Source organism: Duganella aceris (genome assembly GCF_011090165.1).
GTDB classification, from domain to species: domain Bacteria; phylum Pseudomonadota; class Gammaproteobacteria; order Burkholderiales; family Burkholderiaceae_D; genus Rugamonas; species Rugamonas aceris.
On the sequence record NZ_JAADJT010000009.1, the window covers coordinates 290,681 to 308,693 of the forward strand.

Consider the following 18,013-nt stretch of genomic DNA (forward strand, 5'->3'; position numbering starts at 1 on the left):
TTTCAGGGTATTGCAGATTCCAAAGCAACGAACCAGTGAGCATCCATATGAAAACCTATGTAATCGGGGATTTGCAGGGTTGTCACGAGCAGGCCCTGGCCATGCTCGACCGCATCCGCGAGCACGCGGCCGAGGACGGCGTGGCCGAGCCCGCCATCCTGTTCGCAGGCGACCTGATCAACCGTGGCCCGGATTCGCTGGCGACGCTGCGCCATGTGCGCAAGCTGGCCATGGCCAGCGGCGGCCTGATCGATAGCGTGCTCGGCAATCACGACCTGCACTTGCTGGCGGTCGCCTACGGCATCCGCCCCGAGCACAAATCCGACACCTTGGCCGAGATTCTGCACGCGCCGGACCGCGACGAGCTGATCGACTGGGTGCGGCACCGGCCGCTGGCGATCCGGCTGCCGGGCCATGTGCTGGTGCACGCCGGCCTGCTGCCGCAATGGACGCCGGCGCAGGCGGTCGCGCTGGCGGGCGAGGTGCACGAGATGCTGCGCGGCGACGGACTGGAGGAGTTCCTGGCCGAGATGTACGGCAATCTGCCGGATCAGTGGTCGGACGATTTGCAGGGCGCGGACCGGCTGCGCTGCATCATCAATGCGATGACACGGCTGCGCTTCTGCAGCGCCGACGGGGTGATGGATTTCAAGATGAAGGAAAGCGGCACGGCGGACGAAGCTTCCGGCCTGATGCCGTGGTTCGACGTGCCGGGCCGGCGCAGCGCGCGCGAGACGGTGGTGTTCGGTCACTGGTCGGCGTTGGGGCTGACCATCAAGCCGCATTTGATCGGGCTCGACAGCGGTTGCGTGTGGGGCGGCCAATTGTCGGCGGTGTGCCTGGAAGACCGCAGCCTGTTGCAGGTGCAGTGCCCGGAATTCCAGACGCCCGGCGGCAAAAAGTAGCTAGTGCGCGGCGGCCGTCACGCCCAGCGCGGCGGCCACGGCCTGGTGCGTGACCTCGGCCAGATCGCGCCGGTGCGCGCCCACAGTGTCGACCGGCGCCAGGATCGCCAGCCGGGCCTTGACCGGCGGCCCGCCGAGGATCGCGACGATGCTGGCGGCGAACGTCATCTCGCCGATGAAATCCACCGACGCGTGCAAGCGCCCGGCCTCATCCTCGTAACGCAAGGCGAACGGCTGCACCGGCACTTGCGCGTCGATCGCCGCCTCGAACAGATTGGCATGGAACGGCAGCAGATTGCCCTGCGCCGAGGTGGTCCCCTCCGGGAAGAAGGCCACCCGCTCGCCACGTTCCAGGCTACTGACCAGTCCCTTGAAGATATGCCGCAGATCGCGCCGGTTACCGCGCGCGATGAACACGGTGCCCGCCTTCTCCGCCAGCCAGCCGGCCAGCGGCCAGGCGCGGATCTCGGCCTTGGCCACGAAATGGCTCGGATGCAGGCTGTGGATGACGAAGATGTCCAGCCACGACACGTGGTTGGCCACCACCATCGCCCGCTCCAGCACCGGCGCGCCGCCGGCCCGCTGCTCCACCGTCACGTTACACATGCGCAGCAGCCGGGTCGACCAACGGCGGATGTGGCCGTTACGCTTTTCCTGCCCGATCCACGGAAACACCGTGGCGCAAATCGCCATGCCCCAGAACACGTGCAACATCACCCGCGCCAGGCGGAAAATCATCGATGATTTCATGCGGCCTGATCAACGCTGATAAGCAACGTGGCCGGCCACGATGGTGGTTTGCACCTGGCCCGCCAGGTTGTAGCCCAGGAACGGCGTGTGCTTGCCCTGGCTGGCCAAGGCCGACGCTTCCACCGTCCAGCGCGCCTCCGGATCGAACAGGCAGACGTCGGCGATGGCGCCGACCGACAGCGTGCCGGCGTCCAGCCCGGCGACGCGTGCCGCGTCCGAGGTGATGCGCGCCACGGCGCGCGCCAATGGCCGCACCTTGCCGGTGTCCTGGGTGCTGGCGTAGTCGTCGGCCCATTTCAGGCTCAGCGACAGCAGCAGCTCCAGCCCGGTGGCGCCCGGCGAGGCTTCGCCGAACGGCAGCAGCTTCTCGTCGTCGTCGACCGGCGTGTGGTCCGAGCACAAGGCGTCGACCGTGCCGTCCAGCAGGCCGAAGCGGATCGCGTCGCGGTCGCGCTGGCTGCGGAACGGCGGCGTGACGCGCGCGTTCGAATCGAAGAAGCCGATGTCGGCGTCGGTCAGGTGGATGTGGTGGGCGCCGACGTCGCAGGTGACCGGCAAGCCTTCCTTCTTGGCGCTGCGCACCAGCTCGATGCCGGCGGCCGACGACATGCGGCACAGGTGGACGCGGGCGCCGGTGGCGCGCATCAGTTCGAAGATCGTGTGCAGCGCAATGGTTTCCGACATCACCGGCACGCCGGACAGGCCGAGCCGCGAGGCCAGCGGGCCGCTGGCCGCGATGCCGCCACGGCCGATATGCGCGTCCTGCGGACGCAGCCATACGGTGTATTCGAAGGTCTTGGCGTACTGCATGGCGCGCAGCAGCACGTTGGTGTCTTCGATCGGTTCCTCGGCCTGCGCGAAGCCGATGCAGCCGGCTTCGGTCAGCTCGGCCATCTCGGTCAGCGCCTGCCCCTTGAGGCCGACGGTCAGCGCGCCCAGCGGATGCACGTGTGCCTGATTCAGGCCGCGCGCGCGGTGCTTCAGCATTTCCACCAGGCCGGGTTCATCCAGCACCGGATCGGTGTCCGGCGGGCAGATCAGACTGGTGACGCCGCCTTGCATCGCCGCCTGCATTTCCGATTCCAGCGTGGCCTTGTATTCGTAGCCCGGCTCGCGCAGGCGCACCGACAGGTCGACGAAGCCGGGCGAGACGATCAGGCCGCTCGCGTCGATGGTTTGGTCGGCGACGAAGCCGGCCGGCGCGCTGCCCACCGCCAGCACTTTGCCGTCGGCGACGTAAAGGTCGTTCTTGCCATCGATGCCGTTGGCCGGATCGATCAGGTGGCCGTTCTTAATATGAAGTTTCATCACTGCGTTCATCATCCCTGAGTCCCTGCCACAATGCTCATCACCGCCATGCGTACCGCAATCCCGAACGTCACCTGCGGCAGAATCACCGCCTGCGGACCGTCCGCCACCGCCGAGTCGATCTCGACGCCGCGATTCATCGGGCCCGGGTGCATGACGATCGCGTCCGGCTTGGCCAGCGCCAGCCGTTCCGGCGTCAGGCCGTAGCTCTTGAAGTATTCCTGCGCCGACGGCAGCAGCGCGCCGCTCATGCGCTCGTTCTGCAAGCGCAGCATGATGATCACGTCGACGCCCTTCAGGCCCTCGTCCATGTTGGTGAAGGTGCGCACGCCCATCTGCTCCAGGCCGCCCGGCAGCAAGGTGTGCGGGCCGATGGCGCGCACTTCCGGCACGCCCAAGGTGGTCAGCGCGTGGATGTCCGAACGCGCGACCCGGCTGTGCAGGATGTCGCCGACGATCGCCACCGTCAGGTTGGTGAAGTCCTTCTTGTAGTGACGGATGGTGTACATGTCCAGCAGACCCTGGGTCGGGTGCGAGTGGCGGCCGTCGCCGGCGTTGACCACGTGGACGTGCGACTGCTTTGTGTCGTGCAGGTGCTTGGCGATCAGGTACGGCGCGCCCGACTGCGCGTGGCGCACCACGAACATATCGGCGTGCATGGCCGACAGGTTGTCGATGGTGTCCAGCAGCGATTCGCCCTTGCTGGCCGAGGAGGCCTGGATGTTCAGGTTGATCACGTCGGCCGACAAACGCTTCGAGGCGATTTCAAATGTCGTGCGCGTGCGGGTCGAGTTTTCAAAGAACAGGTTGAACACCGACTTGCCGCGCATCAGCGGGACTTTCTTCACATCGCGGTCGGAGATGCCGACGAAGGACGTGGCGGTGTCCAGGATGTGATTGACGATGGACTTGGGCAGCCCTTCGATCGACAGCAAGTGCTGCAGCTCGCCGTGTTTGTTCAGTTGCGGATTAAGCATGGTGACTATTCTATGGTTAGCGTGAATTTTCCATCGTCGGCGCGTTTCAGCACCAGCGCCTGCCCTTGCGGCACTTGCACGTGGCCGGCGACGAAGTCGGCGGCGACCGGCAACTGGCGCTCGCCGCGGTCCACCAGCGCGGCCAGCATGATGCGCGCCGGGCGGCCGTAGTCGAACAGTTCGTTGATCGCGGCGCGGGTGGTGCGGCCGGTGTACAGCACGTCGTCCACCAGCAGAATGTTGGCGGCGGCGACGTCGAAGGTGATGTTGGTCGGCTTGACGTCGGCCGGCAGGCCCTTCTTGGCGTAATCGTCGCGGTAGAAGGAGACGTCGAGCACGCCGCAGCGGGCGGACAGGCCGAGGTCGGCCGCCAGGCGTTCGGCGATCCAGGCGCCGCCGGAGTGAATGCCGACGATGGCGACATCGGTCACGCCGGCCAAGCCGGCCTTGACGTCGGCCAGCAGCGCCGCGTACAACGCCTCGGCATCGAGTTGGTTGGGGTTCAGTGTGGACATGGTTTAAATGGTATCGAAGTATTGTTGCAGAATAATGGCGGCGGCGCGGTCGTCGATGACTTCGCCACGCTTGGCGGAGATCACGGCCGAGGAGTAGCGCTCGTCGACCAGCTCCACCGGCAGGCTGAAGCGGCCGTGCAATTGATTCGCGAACTTGCGCGCGCGCGCGGTCATCTCGTGTTCGGCGCCGTCGGGATGCATCGGCAGGCCGACCACCAGGCGCGACGGCTTCCACTCGTCCAGCAACGCCTGGATGTCGGCGAAGCGGGTGGCGTTGTCGATGGCGGAAATGACTTTGACCGGCTCGGCCTGGCGGATCATGGTGTTGCCCATTGCCACGCCGATGCGTTTGACGCCGAAATCGAATGCGAAGATGGTTTCGATGCTCACGGCTGGCACATCAGTTTATGCATGGCCGGCCTCGGAAGTCAGCATCAAGGGATCAATGCCCAGCAGCCGCATGGCCGCCGTGTAGCGTTCCTCGATAGGCAGGTTGAACAGGATGCGCGGGTCGGCGCCGACGGTCAGCCAGCCGTTGCGGCTGATCTCGTCCTCCAGCTGACCCGGGCTCCAGCCCGAATAGCCGATCGACACCAGCATCTGCGGCGGGCCTTCGCCGTTGGCCACGGCCTCCAGCACGTCGATCGAGGTGGTGAACGCCACATCCTTGGTCACCGTCAGCGACGACGAATAATGGTGACCCGGCGTATGCAGCACGAAGCCGCGGTCGTCCTGGACCGGGCCGCCGAACATCACCGGCTCGTCGTCGTGGCCCTCCAGGCCGGACTCGACCTTCAGGTCGATGCGCTCGAACAGCGTCTGCATGGTCATGTCGGTCGGCTTGTTGATGACGACGCCGAGAACGCCGTTTTCATTGTGCTCGCACACGTACACCACCGTGCCGCCGAACACTGGATCTTGCATCGATGGCATTGCTATCAGGAAATGATTAGCCAGGTTCATGGCGCCGTCCGCGCTGGCGGCGATAGGCGCCAACGGATCCACGACGTCCTGTAACAGGCCAGGTACAGGTAGAGTTGGGCCGATTTTGCTCTTCTTCATACGCGTTGCTCTCTCTGCTGGGGTTCTCTGTGCTGCGGACAATTACTGTAGTATTCGCGCGGCTAAACGATAGTTTACACTGAAATATGCAAGCCGCCATGATTGAGTCCCACACAAGATTGATACAGACCGAATGAAACCGACTTCCTCCCTCGTATGGCTGCGCCGCGATTTACGCGTTTTCGACCACGTGGCGCTGCATCAGGCGCTACAGGACAGCGCGGTCGTGCATTGCGTTTTTGTCTACGATACAACCATCCTCGACGCGCTGCCGCGCCGCGACCGCCGGGTCGATTTCATCCACGCCAGCATCGCCGAAGTGGCGGCCGAGCTGGCGGAACTGGGCGGCCACCTGATCGTGCGGCATGGCGATCCGGCCACCGAGATCCCGGCGCTGGCGGCCGAGCTGGGCGTCGGCGCGGTCTACTGCAACCACGATTATGAACCGCAAGCGCTGGAGCGTGACGCCACGGTGGCGCGGACGCTGCGCGACGCCGGCCGCCGCTTCCTGAGCTTCAAGGATCAGGTGATCTTTGAAAAAAGCGAAGTGCTGTCGCAGACCGGCGGCGTGTTCTCGGTGTTTACGCCATACAAGAACGCCTGGCTGAAAAAGCTGGACGCCGATCCGTCGGTGCTGGCGCCGTACCACATCGAACCGCACGCGGCGCGGCTGGCGCCGCCGCCCTCGCCTGCCCCCGCGTTGCCGACGCTGGCCGAGCTGGGCTTCGAGCCGAGCAACCTGGCCGAGCTGAATATCCCGACCGGCATGTCCGGCGCCGCCAGGCTGTTCGAGGATTTTTTGCCGCGCATCGCGCAATACAAGGACGCGCGCGACTTCCCGGCGCTGAAGGGGCCGTCGTATCTGTCGCTGCATTTCCGTTTCGGCACGCTGTCGGTGCGGCACCTGGTGCGCACGGTGCGCGACGTGATGGCGCGCGGCGCCGGCGGCGAAGGCGCGCCGGTGTGGCTGGCGGAGCTGATCTGGCGCGAGTTCTACGCCATGATCCTGTTCCACAATCCGCACGTGGTGGGCGGCGCGTTCAAGCCCGCCTACGATGCGATCCAGTGGGAGACCGGGCCGGAGGCCGACGAACTGTTCGCGGCCTGGTGCGAGGGCCGCACCGGCTATCCGCTGGTCGACGCGGCGATGGCGCAGCTGAACCAGACCGGCTATATGCACAACCGCCTGCGCATGGTCACGGCCTGCTTCCTGATCAAGGACCTGGGCATCGACTGGCGGCGCGGCGAGGCTTACTTCGCGCTGCACCTGAACGACTTCGACCTGGCGTCGAACAACGGCGGCTGGCAGTGGGCGTCGTCGTCGGGCTGCGACGCACAGCCTTACTTCCGCATCTTCAATCCGATCACGCAGTCGCAGAAGTTCGACGCCAGCGGCAAGTTCATCCGCCGCTACCTGCCGCAGCTGAAGGACTTGAGCGACAAGGAAATCCACGCGCCGTGGCTGGTGCCGCGCATGCTGCCGCTGGATTATCCCGGTCCGATCGTGATGCACGACGAAGCGCGCAAGCTGACGCTCGAGCGCTACGAAATGGTCAAGAAGCCCGGTCCTTCAGCAGACCAGTGATCGCCTCCAGCAGCACCGGCTCCTGGAACGGCTTGCCGAAGTAGGCGTTCACGCCGAGTTCCAGCGCGTAGTTGCGGTGTTTGTCCGCGCTGCGCGAGGTGATCATGATGATCGGGATGTCCCTGGTGCGGTCGTCGCCGCGCACATTGCGCGTCAGGTCGAAGCCGTCCATGCGCGGCATCTCGATATCGACCAGCATCAGGTCCGGCGACATGCCCTGCAACTGCTCCAGCGCGTCCACGCCGTCCTTGGCCAGTGTGACGTGATAACCCTCGCGCTCCAGCAGGCGCTGGGTGACGCGGCGCACCGTCATCGAATCGTCCACCACCATGATGTTGCGTCCCGGCGCGCGCGGCGCCGGGTTTTCGCCGGCCGCCTGCGCGACCGGCGGCTTCATTTCCGGGTGATGCGCAAGCTGCTGCGCCAGCGCCACCGGATTCAGGATCAACACGATCTCGCCCGACCCCAGCACCGTCGCGCCGGAGATGCCGACCATGCGCGACAACTGCGGTCCGATGTTCTTGATGACGACCTCGCGATTGCCCAGCACTTCGTCGACCTGCACCGCCAGCCGGTCGTTGCCGTTCTTGAGCATCATCACCGGCGATGAGCGCTGTGCCGGCGGATGCGCGTCGGCGCTGCCCAGCAAAGTCGGCAGATAATGCAGCGCGGCTTGCTGGCCCTGGATCGGCACGTGGCCGTTGCCGTGGGCCTCGGCCAGCGCGGCTTCCTTCATTTGCAGCACCTGCTCGACCAGGGTGGCCGGCACGGCGTAGGTGCTGCCGCCTGCGGACAGCAGCACCACCTGCGTGACGGCCAGCGTCAACGGCAGGCGGATGGTGAAGCGGGTGCCCTTGCCCGGATCGGAGAACAGGTCGATGCGGCCGCCCAGCGCCTGCGCCTCGGACTGCACGATGTCCATGCCGAGGCCGCGCCCGGACAGTTCGGTCAGCGCTTCGGCGGTGGAGAAGCCGGGTTCGAAAATCAGGTCGGCGATCTGGGCGTCGCTGACTTCCTCGTCTTTTTCCAGCAGGCCGAGGGCGATGCCCTTGGTGCGGATGCGCTCCAGATCGAGGCCGGCGCCGTCGTCGCTGAATTCGATGACGACTTCATTGCCCTGCTGCGCGACCTGCACCAGCAGTTCGCCGGTTTCGTTCTTGCCCGCGTCGCCGCGCGCCTGGCGCGATTCCACGCCGTGGGCGATGGCGTTGCGCAGCAGGTGTTCGAACGGCGCGGCCATGCGTTCCAGCACGCTGCGGTCGATTTCGACCGCGCTGCCGCGGATGTCGAGGTTGACGCGCTTGTCGACTTCTTTGGCGCTTTGGCGGGCGACGCGGAACAGGCGTTCGGAGATGCTGGCGAATGGGACCATCCGCACCCGCATCAAATCGCGTTGCAGGTCGCGGGTGAGGCGGGCTTGCAGCACCAGGTCGGCGCCGGCGTTGTCGACGCTGCGGGTCAGGCTTTCGTGGAAGGAGGCGACGTCGTTGACGCTTTCCGCCATCATGCGGGTCAGTTCCTGCAGGCGGGTGAAGCGGTCGAATTCGAGCGGGTCGAATTCGCGCTCGCTGGAGATCGACATGCGCGAGGCGATTTGCGATTCGGCTTGCATTTCGACTTCGCGCAGTTGGCGGCGCAGGCGGGTCAGGTTCTCTGAGAAGTCGAACAGCGAGGAGCGCAGCGTTTCAACTTCGTTCTCCAGCTTGGAGCGGGAGATCGACACTTCGCCGGCCTGGTTGACCAGGCGATCGAGAATATCGGCGCGCACGCGGACCAGCGGGGATTTGACGCCCGGCTGGATCTCGTCGAACGGTGCGGCGGCGGGGCCCTGCGCTGCGATCGCGCCACCGCCTTGGTCCGCTGCGGTGGCTTCCTGGCTGGTGGTTGCCGAGCCGTCGGCGCTTCCGCCGACGACGGCCGGCGCGTTTCCGTCCTTGCCGGTGGCGTCCGCTGCCTGGGCTGCGGCGGCTTGCAGGGCGTCCGGGTGCTGCAATTGTTCGAACAGCAGCAGCGCGTGGTCGTAGTGCGCCATCAGCTCGTCGAACGCCTGCGGCGTGGCGGAGCTGGCGTGCACCATGTTTTCGATGTGCGTTTCGATTTCGTGGGCGTGCTGGCCGAGACGCATCGCGCCGGCCATGCGCGCGCTACCCTTCACGGTGTGCAGCAGGCGCAGCAGGCTTTGGGCTTGCGGCGTGTCGGCGGGGTTGTGCTGCCAGGCGCGCAATGCTTCGCCCACTTGCGGCAGCAGATCCGCGCCTTCTTCGAGGAAGACCGGCAGCAGGTCGGCGTCCAGTTCGTCGTTGAACAGGGCCGGCGCGGCGGTCAGGATTTCTGGTTCGGCAGGGGCGAGCGTGAGCACTTCGGCGTCGAGTTCGGAGTCGGCGTCGGAGTCGGACTCGGTCGGCTCGGCGAGCGGCGGCGACTCGGATTCAGGCTGCGGCGCCGCTTCGGCCAGATCTGGCTCACCTGGCTCCAGCTCGACGGTCGGCTGCGGCTCCGTGGCCGCCTCTGGCTCTGGCTCGGCGGCCGACTCCAGCTCAGCGCCCGGCTCCGGCTCTGGTACCGGCTGCGGCGCGATCGGCTCTGGCTCGCCGGCCGGCTCCAGCTCAACGACCGGCTCCGGCTTTGGTACCGGCGGCAGCGCGATTGGCTCCATCTCTGGTGCCGGCGGCGGCGCGATCGGCTCCGGCTCCGGCTCCGGCGCGGAAGGTGGCGCGATCGGTTCGGCCATCTTGAGCGGTGGGTCGGCGAAGGCGTCGTCGAAGGCGGCGTTGAACAAATCGTCGATGCCATCGTCGACGTGGATCTCCGGCTTCTTCTTGGCCGGCGGCGGCGTGAAGGCCTCCGATTCCGGCACCGTCCCGCTGATGGCGTTGTAAGCCTCGCGGAACAGCAGATCCAGCGGCGATTCCGCGGCGGCGGGCGGCGGCGCCGTGATGCTGTCCATCGTCTCCGCCACCAGATCGTCCAGCCGCGACTCGATATCATCGCTGGCCGCAGGCGGCGTGGCCGCCAGTTCCGCGCGCAACTCGTGCAGCGCGGCGATCAGTTCCGGCTGCGCGGCCGGCATCTCGCCCGCCGCGAAGCTTTGCAGCATCTGACGTATGCGCTCGATCGTGAAGTCCAGCAGATCGTGCTGCACCTGGTCCAGATGCGGCGCCGGCGGCAGCAGCGATTCCAGCGTCGCCTCCAGCGCCAACGCAAGCTCGCGCAAGGACTTGAAGCCCACCGTGCCGGACGTGCCGGCCAGCGTGTGCGACGCCTGCAACGCTTCCGGATTGACCGGACGGCGCGGCTCATGCCGCCATTCGCCGAAGTCCTGCACCAGCAGCCGAACCAGGTCGTCGGTCTCGTGCAAGTAGATGTTGTACAGCGGCAGAGGAATTTCCAGCTCGCCGATATGTTTGACGTTGTCGTCGCGCGGCGCCGGCTGTGCGATGCTCGGGAATTCGATGACGTTGCCGTGAACGACCGGCGCGGCGGGCAGCGGCGGCACGGGCGGCACTGGCGGCACTGGCGGCACCAGCGGCACCAGCGGCACCAGCGGCAACGCAGGTTCGGCGGCCTCGAAAGCGATGTCCTCCAGCTCCTCCTCCGGCGGCGCAAGCGCCTCGATTTCCTCGTCGGCCGCCAGCGGCGCATGCTCCGCCGGCTCAAGCGACGAAACCGCGTCGTCGCTTGCGGGCGGCGCCTCGGTGGCCGGCGAAGGCGTCGGCGCCGGAGCATCGATGGAGAAATCGCCACCCTCCTGTACCCGCGCGGCGGCGGCGGACAACGCGTCCGCATTGCGCGACGAAACGCCGGCCGTCGCCAGCTCCGCCACCCAAGCGCCCATATCGACAGCCGCATGATGCAACAGCGCGAACAACGCATCCGTCGCCGGACGCCCATCCGCCAGCCACGTATTCATGACCCGCTCAACCCCATGCGCCGCATCGGCGAACTGATTCAAGCCCACCATCCGCCCGCTACCCTTGAGCGTATGGAAGGAGCGCCGCAACATGGTCAGATTCTCCTCGCTGCCCGACTCCGCGCGCGGCTTGCCCAGCGTCGCATCGACAAACTCCAATACCTCGCGCGCCTCGGTGATGAAGATCTCCAGCAGCTCCGCCTCGACCGCAGCATCGCTGGCGGCCGGCGGCGGCGCCTCGGCCGGCATCGCCGCCGGCGCCGGCGAAGGCACCCGCTCCTCCAGCACCGGAATCGACTCCGACGCCGGCATCTTCTTGAACGGCACCGAACGGAAGGTCCCATGCTCCGCATCGAACGCAAAGCGCTCGCGCGCACCTGCCGGATTCTGCGCCAGCATATCGACAAAGAAGCCCAACGCCCCGACGTTCTGCGCGATATCGTCCAAAGCCTTCGGCTCCAGCGCCGGATCGCCGCCGCCGTTCGCCAGCGCCGCCACGGCCGCCTTCACATGCAGCGCCGCCCGCATCGCATCCTCCTGGTCGAGGATCGCCAGCGCACCCTGCAACTGATGCAGCACCGACGCCAGTTCCACCAGCGCCGGCCGATGCGACGGATCGGCGTAATACTCGTCCAGCACCTTCTCCACCTGCCGCAGGCCGGTCTTCATTTCCATCGCCAGCGCGATCACCGTATCGTCCTGCCGCATCTGATGCGCCAGGCCGTTCTGCCACTGCGCCGGCTCCGGCGGCGTATCGCCGGACACCAGCGCCAGCAAGCGCGCGCCGATGGTATCGGCGTGCGCGGTGAAGTCGTCCGGCAGATGACGGATCTGTTCCAGACCATGCTCGGCGAACAGCAAGGCGGTCGCCATCTCCAGCGCCAGCTCCTCGCTGCGGCCCACCGACACCGCCGTGCGCGCCACATCGGCCAACTGCCGCAGCAGCGCGCTCAACGCCGGTATGTTCAATTGATCGCATTCGGCCGCGACCTCCGCCAGCGACTGGCCGAAGGCCGCGTCCAGCGCCGGATCGATTTCCGCGTTGGCCAGACGGTCCCAGTTCGCCTTGGCCTGCACCATGCCGGCCTTGGCCCGCTCAAGCGCTTCGGTATCGATCTGGCCGTAACGGCGCGCCTCGTAATCGGCCGGCACCAGGCCGTCCAGTCCATAGGCGCCGCGCAACTGCCACACCGTCGCCGACGCCGAATCCGGCGCCGCCGCGATGAAGAACAACGCATCGCGCAGCATCGCATCCGGCAACGCGCCCTGGCCCTGGCTCAAACGGCGTATCTGCAGATTGATCAAACCGAACAACTGCTTGATGTACAAGCCGCCCGCCAGCTCGCCGCTCGCGACCAGCTCCGCGAAGCCCTGCATCGCCAGCCAGAAGGCGCGCGCCTTGTCGTCCTGCTGCGCATCGGCCACCAGCTTGACCGCCTCCAGCAGCGCCGCCGCATGCTCGCGCTGCTGCGCCGCATCGGCGCTCTTCATGTACGGCAGCAGCGCGCGTTCGAAACGCTGGCGATAGGCGGCGTAATCGGCATCGCCGGCCGGCGCCGGCGCCGGCGGCAACTGCGGCGCCCGCGACAAATCGGGATAGAACAGATCGGCCGGATGGATGCGCTCCGCCCCCATCATTTCCAGCACGGCGCGATAGTATGGAAAGAGCCTGGCCGGCTGCGACGGCGCGCCTTCCAGCAGCTCCTCCAGATACTCGACCAGCGCGCGGTACAGCAGCGCCAGCGTCTCCGCATTGTCCGTGCTGCATTTCAGCGTGCCGGCCTTGAAGCGGTCCAGCGCCGCCTCCGCCGTCTCGGTCATCAAGCTGACGCCGTCCACGTCCACCATCTGCAAGGCGCCGTGCGCCTGGTGCAAATGCGACTTCGCATGCTGCAACTGGGTCGCCTGATCTTCCGGCGCCCGTCCACCGGCCTCGAACAGCGCGGTGCGGGAGCGCGCCAGCGACTCGCGGATCTCCACCATCACCCAAGACAAGGGTCCGGTGTCAAATTGCGGTTGCGGCGATGTCGAAAAATCAGTTGTGGTCATGCGCTTCTCTCTGTCCTTCAATCCTTCAGTGATGGCAGGTCAGTTCGCGATACGGAATCGCGCCACCGAGTTTTTCAGTTCCTGCGCCAGCACCGACAGCTTGTGAATCGATTGTGCGGTTTGTTGGGTACCGTCCTGCGTCTGCTCGGTCACCGTCAAAATGTGTTGGATGTTCTGCGCCACGCCGGTCGCCGACGTCGCCTGCTGGCCGGTCGCCAGCGAGATGCCGGAGATCAGTTCCGCCAGCCGGTTCGACACCTGCGAGATGTCGTTCAGCGCCGCGCCGGCCGCGTCGGACAGGCGCGCGCCTTCGACCACGCCCTGCGTCGATTTTTCCATCGCCGCCACGGCGTCGTGGGTATCGGTCTGAATGGTGCGCACCAGCGCGCCGATCTGCTTGGCCGCGCCGGCCGAGCGTTCCGCCAGCCGCTGCACCTCCTCCGCCACCACCGAGAAGCCGCGTCCCGCCTCGCCGGCCGACGCGGCCTGGATCGCCGCGTTCAGCGCCAGCACGTTGGTCTGCTCGGTGATGTCGGAAATCAGCTCGGTGATCTCGCCGATCTCCTGCGACGATTCGCCCAGGCGCTTGATGCGCTTGGAGGTGTCCTGGATCTGCTCGCGGATCTCGTGCATGCCCTTGATCGCGTTCTCCACCGCCGTCGAACCCTGCTGCGCCGCCGCCACCGACTGGCGCGCCACGTCGGCCGATTCGCTGGCGGAGCGCGACACGTCGGTGATCTCGCTGGCCATCTTCGCCACCGTCGCCGACGCGTCCTGGATTTCGCGCGACTGCTGCTGCGACGCCTGCAGCAGATCGCTGGAGATGCTTTGCGCGTGCGTCGACGCCTTGGTCACCTGCTCGGCGGTCGCGGTCACGCGGCCCACCAGCCCGCGCAGCTCCTCCACCGTGTAGTTGACCGAGTCGGCGATGGCGCCGGTGATGTCTTCCGACACCGTGGCCTGCACCGTCAAATCGCCGTCCGCCACTTCCTGCAACTCGTTCATCAGGCGCAGAATCGCCGCCTGGTTCTGGTCGTTCATCGCCTTGGCTTCCTCTTCCTTGCGCTGCGACTGCTGGCGCATGGTGTCGGCTTCCTGGCGGCGGCGGTCGGCGCCACGGGTGCGGTTGTACGAATCCATCAGCAGCACGCGGCCGATGGCCGCCGCCGAGATCAGCGTCAGCATGCCGCCGGCCACCATCAGCCAGAAGGTCATGTCGAGCGAATCCTGGGCGTCGCGGTAGGCCGCCTGCGCGGTCGACAGGCGTTGGCGCAACGCTTCGTTCTCGGTGAAGATCAGCTGCTCGGCCACTTTCGCCGCGCTGAATTTATCCAGCTTGTCGAGAATGGCGGTAACCAGCTTCTGGTATTCCTCGAAGTCGGTCTTCAAGGCGGTGAATTTTTCGCGCAGGTCGGCGTCGCGCACCGCGCCCAGTCCCAGCGGCACGCTGCCGTTGAGGAAGCCGTCGATGGTGTTGCGGAACACCGTGGTGTCGCGGCCCAATTGGAACGCCGTTTCCGAGCTGATGCCGCCGGCGGTGAGGAATTCGCCGGCGCTGCGGCTCATGCGCTGGGTCAGCATGGTCAGCTTGCCGAGCGCCGCGATCTCGCGCGCCGAACCGCCGCGCTGCACCTTAAGCGCGCTGATCTCTTCGGTGCGCGACAGCAGGTCGGGCGACATCGCGTTCAGCTTCTGCAGCGTTTTATCGACGCCGCTCAGCTCCGTCTTCAGCGTCAGGATGGTGCCGGCGGCGAGGTCGGTCGCGGTCCACTGCTTGCGCGCGGCCGCCACCACCGGCGCGACGGCCGTCGTCGGCTCGCCGATGTCGCGGCCCTGGTATTGGCCGCCGCGCGTCATCAGCGTGATGTCCTGATTCAGCTCCTTGCGGCTTTCCTCCAGCTGGCGGAAGCCTTCGGCGCTGCCCTGCACCGCGTTCGGCGCCGCCTTGCCGATGCGCTGCGAGTGCATCAGCGCATCGCTGGCCACCTGGGTTTGCGCCGAGCGGTTGGCGCCGTGCAGGGTGTTGAGCGCGACGAACACCGCGCTCAGCGCAAGGCTGATCGCCAGCGCCGACGACAGCACGCTCAGTTGACGCTGCGCCGGCAGATGGCCGATCAGCGGCAGCTTGAAGCCGGCGCCCGCTTCCGCGTTTGCGGCGGCGCTGCCGGCGGCGCGGCGGCCCAGCGCATCGCGCAATCGCAGCGGCGCTTCGCTGTCGTTGCCTCCGACGGCGCCGGCCGCATCGGCTTGCGCCGGCGCCGCAGCGAATGGAGACGTTGGCGCGGCGCGCAGGAACTGCGAGTCGCCCGCTTCGCCGAATTCTGAATTCGCTGCCATGTCCTGGCCGGCATTCCGGTTGCCGCGCGAGAAAATACCCATGTTGAAAGCCATTACACCCTCTCCGGATTGATGATACCTACACGAGACCTACCTGTGAAAAACGGGCTTCACGCACCAGCTGCGCCAGATCGATGCGGATCCATTGCTGGCCCTCGCCATCGCGGAAATGCTGGTTGCGCCATGATGGCGCATCATCGGCGTCCTGCTCCACCGGTTCCATGTCGGCCAGCTTGCGCAGGCCCAGCACGCGCTCGGCCAGCAGCGCGCAGTTGAAGCCCAGTCCGGGCGCGAAGGTGATCAGGCGACGCTCGGCGGCGGCATCGCCGGCGCCGGCGGCCTGGCCCTGGTAGCGCGCCAGGTCGATCACGCCGGTCAGGTTGCCGCGAATATTGGCCAGACCCAGATACCAGTCGCGCGCCAGCGGCACCGGCGTCACCGCCTGCTGCGGCACGATCTCGCTGATCTGGGTCAGGTCCAGCAGACACAGACTGTCGCCGATCCGCACGCCCAGTTCACGTCCGCTTTCCGCAGCGCCGGTCTTGGCGGCCTGCATGCGCTCCAGCAGCTGCACTTGATATTGGCGCAAGCGGCTGCGGCGTTCCGGGCCGGCCGAAGAGTTGGAGGTGTCGAGCGTTTGGCTGCTCATCTTACGTGTCGAGCGCCGCGATTTTCGCCAGCAGCTCGGCCGCGTCGACCGGCTTGACCAGGTAATCGCGCGCGCCCTGGCGCAGGCCCCAGATGCGGTCCGTCTCCTGGTTCTTGCTGGAGCAGATAATCACCGGCACGTCCTGCAGCTCCGGATCGCGGGCGATCGAGCGCGTGACCTGGAAGCCGTTCGCGCCTGGCATGACCACGTCCATCAGGATCAGCTGCGGCTTGTCGGCCTTGATCTTGGCCAGCGCCTCCTCGCCGTTTTCGGCGACCGACACGGAAAAACCGTTCTTGACCAGGATGTCGGTCAGGTAATAGCGCTCGGTGGGCGAATCGTCGACGATCAAAATTCTCTGTATGGCCATGGTTCCCCCTTGCGGCTTTCTTATTCGGCTGATGCGACAGCGCCGCCGGTGTGCTCGCGCACGGCGGTCAGCAGGCTGTCCTTGGTAAAAGGTTTGGTCAGGTAGGCGGCCGAGCCGACCATCGCGCCGCGCGCGCGGTCGAACAGGCCGTCCTTGGAAGACAGCATCAGTACCGGCGTGGTATGGAATTTCGCGCTTTTCTTGATCAGCGCGCAAGTCTGGTAACCGTCCAGGCGCGGCATCAGGATGTCGCAGAACACCAGCGCCGGGTGATGGTCGTTGATCTTGGCCAGCGCGTCGAAGCCATCCTCGGCCAGCACCACCTGGTAGCCGGCCTGGGTCAGGAAGATCTCGGCCGAGCGACGAATCGTGCTGCTGTCGTCGATCACCATGATTTTCAGGGCATTAGCTGGCGGCGTGGTGGTCATAGTCGGATCGCTGGAATGGTGCTATACCATAGCACAGGGAGGGCAACGGGTGCGCGGCGGAGATCAGATTGCGACCATCTCGAAATCGTCCTTGCGGGCGCCGCATTCCGGACAGCTCCAGTTCATCGGCACGTCGGCCCAACGGGTACCGGGCGCCAGGCCCTCTTCCGGCAAGCCGGCCTGTTCGTCGTAGATCCAGCCGCAGATCAGGCACATCCAGGTCTTGAACTCCTGCGTTGTTTCATTGCTACTCACGTTCTGCCACCCTTCAATCAAGTAAAATGCTGAATTAGGTATCTTAATCTACCCGCCGTGCAAAACCAAACTTCTCCTCTCATATTAAGCTTCGGCGCCGCCGATCCCGCCGGCGCGATCGGCGTCCAGGCCGACCTGGCGGCATTCTCCGCCCTCTCCTGCACCGGACTCGCGGTCACCACCGCGTTGCTGATCGGCGACAGTGCGCGCATCGAAGACGTGCAGGACATCGACGCCGACTGGGTCTCCGACCAGGCCCGCGTGGTGCTGGAGGACATGACCATGGCCGCCTTCAAGGTCGGCGCGCTGGCCAATGTCGAGCAGGTGGCGGCGATCGCCGAGATCCTGTCCGACTATCCGGACGCCCCGCTGATCCTCGACCCCTTCAGTTCGCGCCTGCCGGATCCGCCCGACGACGACGTCGAAGAACTGCTGACGGCGCTGCGCCAGCTGCTGGTGCCGCAGGCCACGCTGCTGATGCTGTCGACGGTGGAACTGGGCCGGCTGGCCGAGACCTGGCGCGAAGGCGCCGAGGACACGCTGGAATCGGACGTCGAGCACCTGCTGGCCCTGGGCTGCGAATTCGTGCTGGTCACCGGCACGCCGGCCGCCGCCACGGCGCAGGGCGAAAGCGTTGCGCCGAACACGCTGGCCAACACCCTGTTCGGCGCCGACGGCATGATCAGCCACGACGCCTGGCAGCATTTGCCCGGCCCGTTCATCGGCGCCGGCGGCACGCTGTCGGCGGCGATCACCGCCTTCATGGCGCGCGGCGCCGACGTGCCGGAAGCGGTGGCGGCGGCGCAGGAATATACTGTCGGCGCGCTGGCGCACGCGCAGCGCTACGGCATGGGCAAATTCGTGCCCAACCGATTCTTCCATCTGCTGACGACCGCAGCGGACATGCAGTAGC

15 protein-coding genes are annotated in these 18,013 nt (G+C 66.5%); 3 read left to right on the forward strand and 12 right to left on the reverse strand.

Annotation, left to right across the window (positions count from 1 at the left end; genetic code table 11):
• The first annotated feature begins 47 nt into the window (after window positions 1-47).
• Window positions 48-905, forward strand: a complete 858-nt coding sequence (locus GW587_RS20750; RefSeq protein ID WP_166106502.1) for a symmetrical bis(5'-nucleosyl)-tetraphosphatase — start codon at window positions 48-50, stop codon at window positions 903-905.
• On the opposite strand, the gene GW587_RS20755 is transcribed toward GW587_RS20750, so the two are convergent.
• The 6 genes from GW587_RS20755 to GW587_RS20780 form a co-directional block, all read right to left on the reverse strand.
• Complete coding sequence (locus GW587_RS20755; protein WP_166106503.1) at window positions 906-1,655, reverse strand: lysophospholipid acyltransferase family protein; 750 nt, start codon at window positions 1,653-1,655, stop codon at window positions 906-908.
• 9 nt (window positions 1,656-1,664) lie between these two features.
• Window positions 1,665-2,963 (reverse strand): dihydroorotase, encoded by a 1,299-nt coding sequence (locus GW587_RS20760; RefSeq protein WP_166106504.1) that lies wholly within the window; start codon window positions 2,961-2,963, stop codon window positions 1,665-1,667.
• 11 nt (window positions 2,964-2,974) lie between these two features.
• Window positions 2,975-3,940 (reverse strand): aspartate carbamoyltransferase catalytic subunit, encoded by a 966-nt coding sequence (locus GW587_RS20765; protein WP_166106505.1) that lies wholly within the window; start codon window positions 3,938-3,940, stop codon window positions 2,975-2,977.
• Between the two features lie 5 nt (window positions 3,941-3,945).
• The gene (gene pyrR / locus GW587_RS20770; RefSeq protein ID WP_166106506.1) at window positions 3,946-4,455 is read right to left on the reverse strand and encodes a bifunctional pyr operon transcriptional regulator/uracil phosphoribosyltransferase PyrR; all 510 of its coding nucleotides are present in this window, start codon (window positions 4,453-4,455) and stop codon (window positions 3,946-3,948) included.
• Between the two features lie 3 nt (window positions 4,456-4,458).
• The gene (ruvX, locus tag GW587_RS20775; RefSeq protein ID WP_229259575.1) at window positions 4,459-4,788 is read right to left on the reverse strand and encodes a Holliday junction resolvase RuvX; all 330 of its coding nucleotides are present in this window, start codon (window positions 4,786-4,788) and stop codon (window positions 4,459-4,461) included.
• Window positions 4,789-4,860: 72 nt separating this feature from the next.
• Window positions 4,861-5,517, reverse strand: a complete 657-nt coding sequence (locus GW587_RS20780; RefSeq protein WP_166106508.1) for a YqgE/AlgH family protein — start codon at window positions 5,515-5,517, stop codon at window positions 4,861-4,863.
• 133 nt (window positions 5,518-5,650) lie between these two features.
• Here GW587_RS20780 and GW587_RS20785 point away from each other — a divergent pair, with 133 nt between their 5' ends.
• On the forward strand, window positions 5,651-7,102 hold the full coding sequence (locus tag GW587_RS20785; RefSeq protein WP_166106509.1) for a cryptochrome/photolyase family protein: 1,452 nt from the start codon (window positions 5,651-5,653) through the stop codon (window positions 7,100-7,102).
• On the opposite strand, the gene GW587_RS20790 is transcribed toward GW587_RS20785, so the two are convergent.
• The 6 genes from GW587_RS20790 to GW587_RS20815 all read right to left on the reverse strand — a co-directional run bounded on the left by GW587_RS20790 (window position 7,071) and on the right by GW587_RS20815 (window position 17,061).
• Window positions 7,071-13,061, reverse strand: a complete 5,991-nt coding sequence (locus GW587_RS20790) for an Hpt domain-containing protein (RefSeq protein WP_166106510.1) — start codon at window positions 13,059-13,061, stop codon at window positions 7,071-7,073. The genes GW587_RS20785 and GW587_RS20790 overlap by 32 nt on opposite strands.
• Window positions 13,062-13,100: 39 nt before the next feature.
• Window positions 13,101-15,398: a methyl-accepting chemotaxis protein gene (locus GW587_RS20795; RefSeq protein ID WP_229259568.1), complete on the reverse strand. Its 2,298-nt coding sequence runs from the start codon at window positions 15,396-15,398 to the stop codon at window positions 13,101-13,103.
• Between the two features lie 79 nt (window positions 15,399-15,477).
• Window positions 15,478-16,047 carry a chemotaxis protein CheW gene (locus GW587_RS20800; RefSeq protein WP_166106512.1) on the reverse strand — a complete coding sequence of 190 codons (570 nt, stop codon included), beginning with the start codon at window positions 16,045-16,047 and terminating at the stop codon, window positions 15,478-15,480.
• 1 nt (window position 16,048) lies between these two features.
• On the reverse strand, window positions 16,049-16,417 hold the full coding sequence (locus tag GW587_RS20805; RefSeq protein WP_166106513.1) for a response regulator transcription factor: 369 nt from the start codon (window positions 16,415-16,417) through the stop codon (window positions 16,049-16,051).
• 20 nt (window positions 16,418-16,437) lie between these two features.
• On the reverse strand, window positions 16,438-16,845 hold the full coding sequence (locus GW587_RS20810) for a response regulator (protein ID WP_166106514.1): 408 nt from the start codon (window positions 16,843-16,845) through the stop codon (window positions 16,438-16,440).
• 63 nt (window positions 16,846-16,908) lie between these two features.
• Window positions 16,909-17,061 carry a rubredoxin gene (locus GW587_RS20815; protein ID WP_166106557.1) on the reverse strand — a complete coding sequence of 51 codons (153 nt, stop codon included), beginning with the start codon at window positions 17,059-17,061 and terminating at the stop codon, window positions 16,909-16,911.
• A gap of 96 nt (window positions 17,062-17,157) precedes the next feature.
• On the opposite strand from GW587_RS20815, the gene thiD reads away from it, so the two are divergent.
• Window positions 17,158-18,012: a bifunctional hydroxymethylpyrimidine kinase/phosphomethylpyrimidine kinase gene (gene thiD / locus GW587_RS20820; RefSeq protein ID WP_166106515.1), complete on the forward strand. Its 855-nt coding sequence runs from the start codon at window positions 17,158-17,160 to the stop codon at window positions 18,010-18,012.
• The last annotated feature ends 1 nt before the right edge of the window (window position 18,013 follow it).

Excerpts from the sequence above, each read along its gene's own strand:
- GW587_RS20750 (WP_166106502.1), top strand. The coding sequence starts at position 48 with ATGAAAACCTATGTAATCGGGGATTTGCAGGGTTGTCACGAGCAGGCC.
- GW587_RS20755 (WP_166106503.1), bottom strand. The coding sequence starts at position 1,655 with ATGAAATCATCGATGATTTTCCGCCTGGCGCGGGTGATGTTGCACGTG.
- GW587_RS20760 (WP_166106504.1), bottom strand. The coding sequence starts at position 2,963 with ATGAAACTTCATATTAAGAACGGCCACCTGATCGATCCGGCCAACGGC.
- GW587_RS20765 (WP_166106505.1), bottom strand. The coding sequence starts at position 3,940 with ATGCTTAATCCGCAACTGAACAAACACGGCGAGCTGCAGCACTTGCTG.
- pyrR (WP_166106506.1), bottom strand. The coding sequence starts at position 4,455 with ATGTCCACACTGAACCCCAACCAACTCGATGCCGAGGCGTTGTACGCG.
- ruvX (WP_229259575.1), bottom strand. The coding sequence starts at position 4,788 with ATGGGCAACACCATGATCCGCCAGGCCGAGCCGGTCAAAGTCATTTCC.
- GW587_RS20780 (WP_166106508.1), bottom strand. The coding sequence starts at position 5,517 with ATGAAGAAGAGCAAAATCGGCCCAACTCTACCTGTACCTGGCCTGTTA.
- GW587_RS20785 (WP_166106509.1), top strand. The coding sequence starts at position 5,651 with ATGAAACCGACTTCCTCCCTCGTATGGCTGCGCCGCGATTTACGCGTT.
- GW587_RS20790 (WP_166106510.1), bottom strand. The coding sequence starts at position 13,061 with ATGACCACAACTGATTTTTCGACATCGCCGCAACCGCAATTTGACACC.
- GW587_RS20795 (WP_229259568.1), bottom strand. The coding sequence starts at position 15,398 with ATGGCAGCGAATTCAGAATTCGGCGAAGCGGGCGACTCGCAGTTCCTG.
- GW587_RS20800 (WP_166106512.1), bottom strand. The coding sequence starts at position 16,047 with ATGAGCAGCCAAACGCTCGACACCTCCAACTCTTCGGCCGGCCCGGAA.
- GW587_RS20805 (WP_166106513.1), bottom strand. The coding sequence starts at position 16,417 with ATGGCCATACAGAGAATTTTGATCGTCGACGATTCGCCCACCGAGCGC.
- GW587_RS20810 (WP_166106514.1), bottom strand. The coding sequence starts at position 16,845 with ATGACCACCACGCCGCCAGCTAATGCCCTGAAAATCATGGTGATCGAC.
- GW587_RS20815 (WP_166106557.1), bottom strand. The coding sequence starts at position 17,061 with ATGTGCCTGATCTGCGGCTGGATCTACGACGAACAGGCCGGCTTGCCG.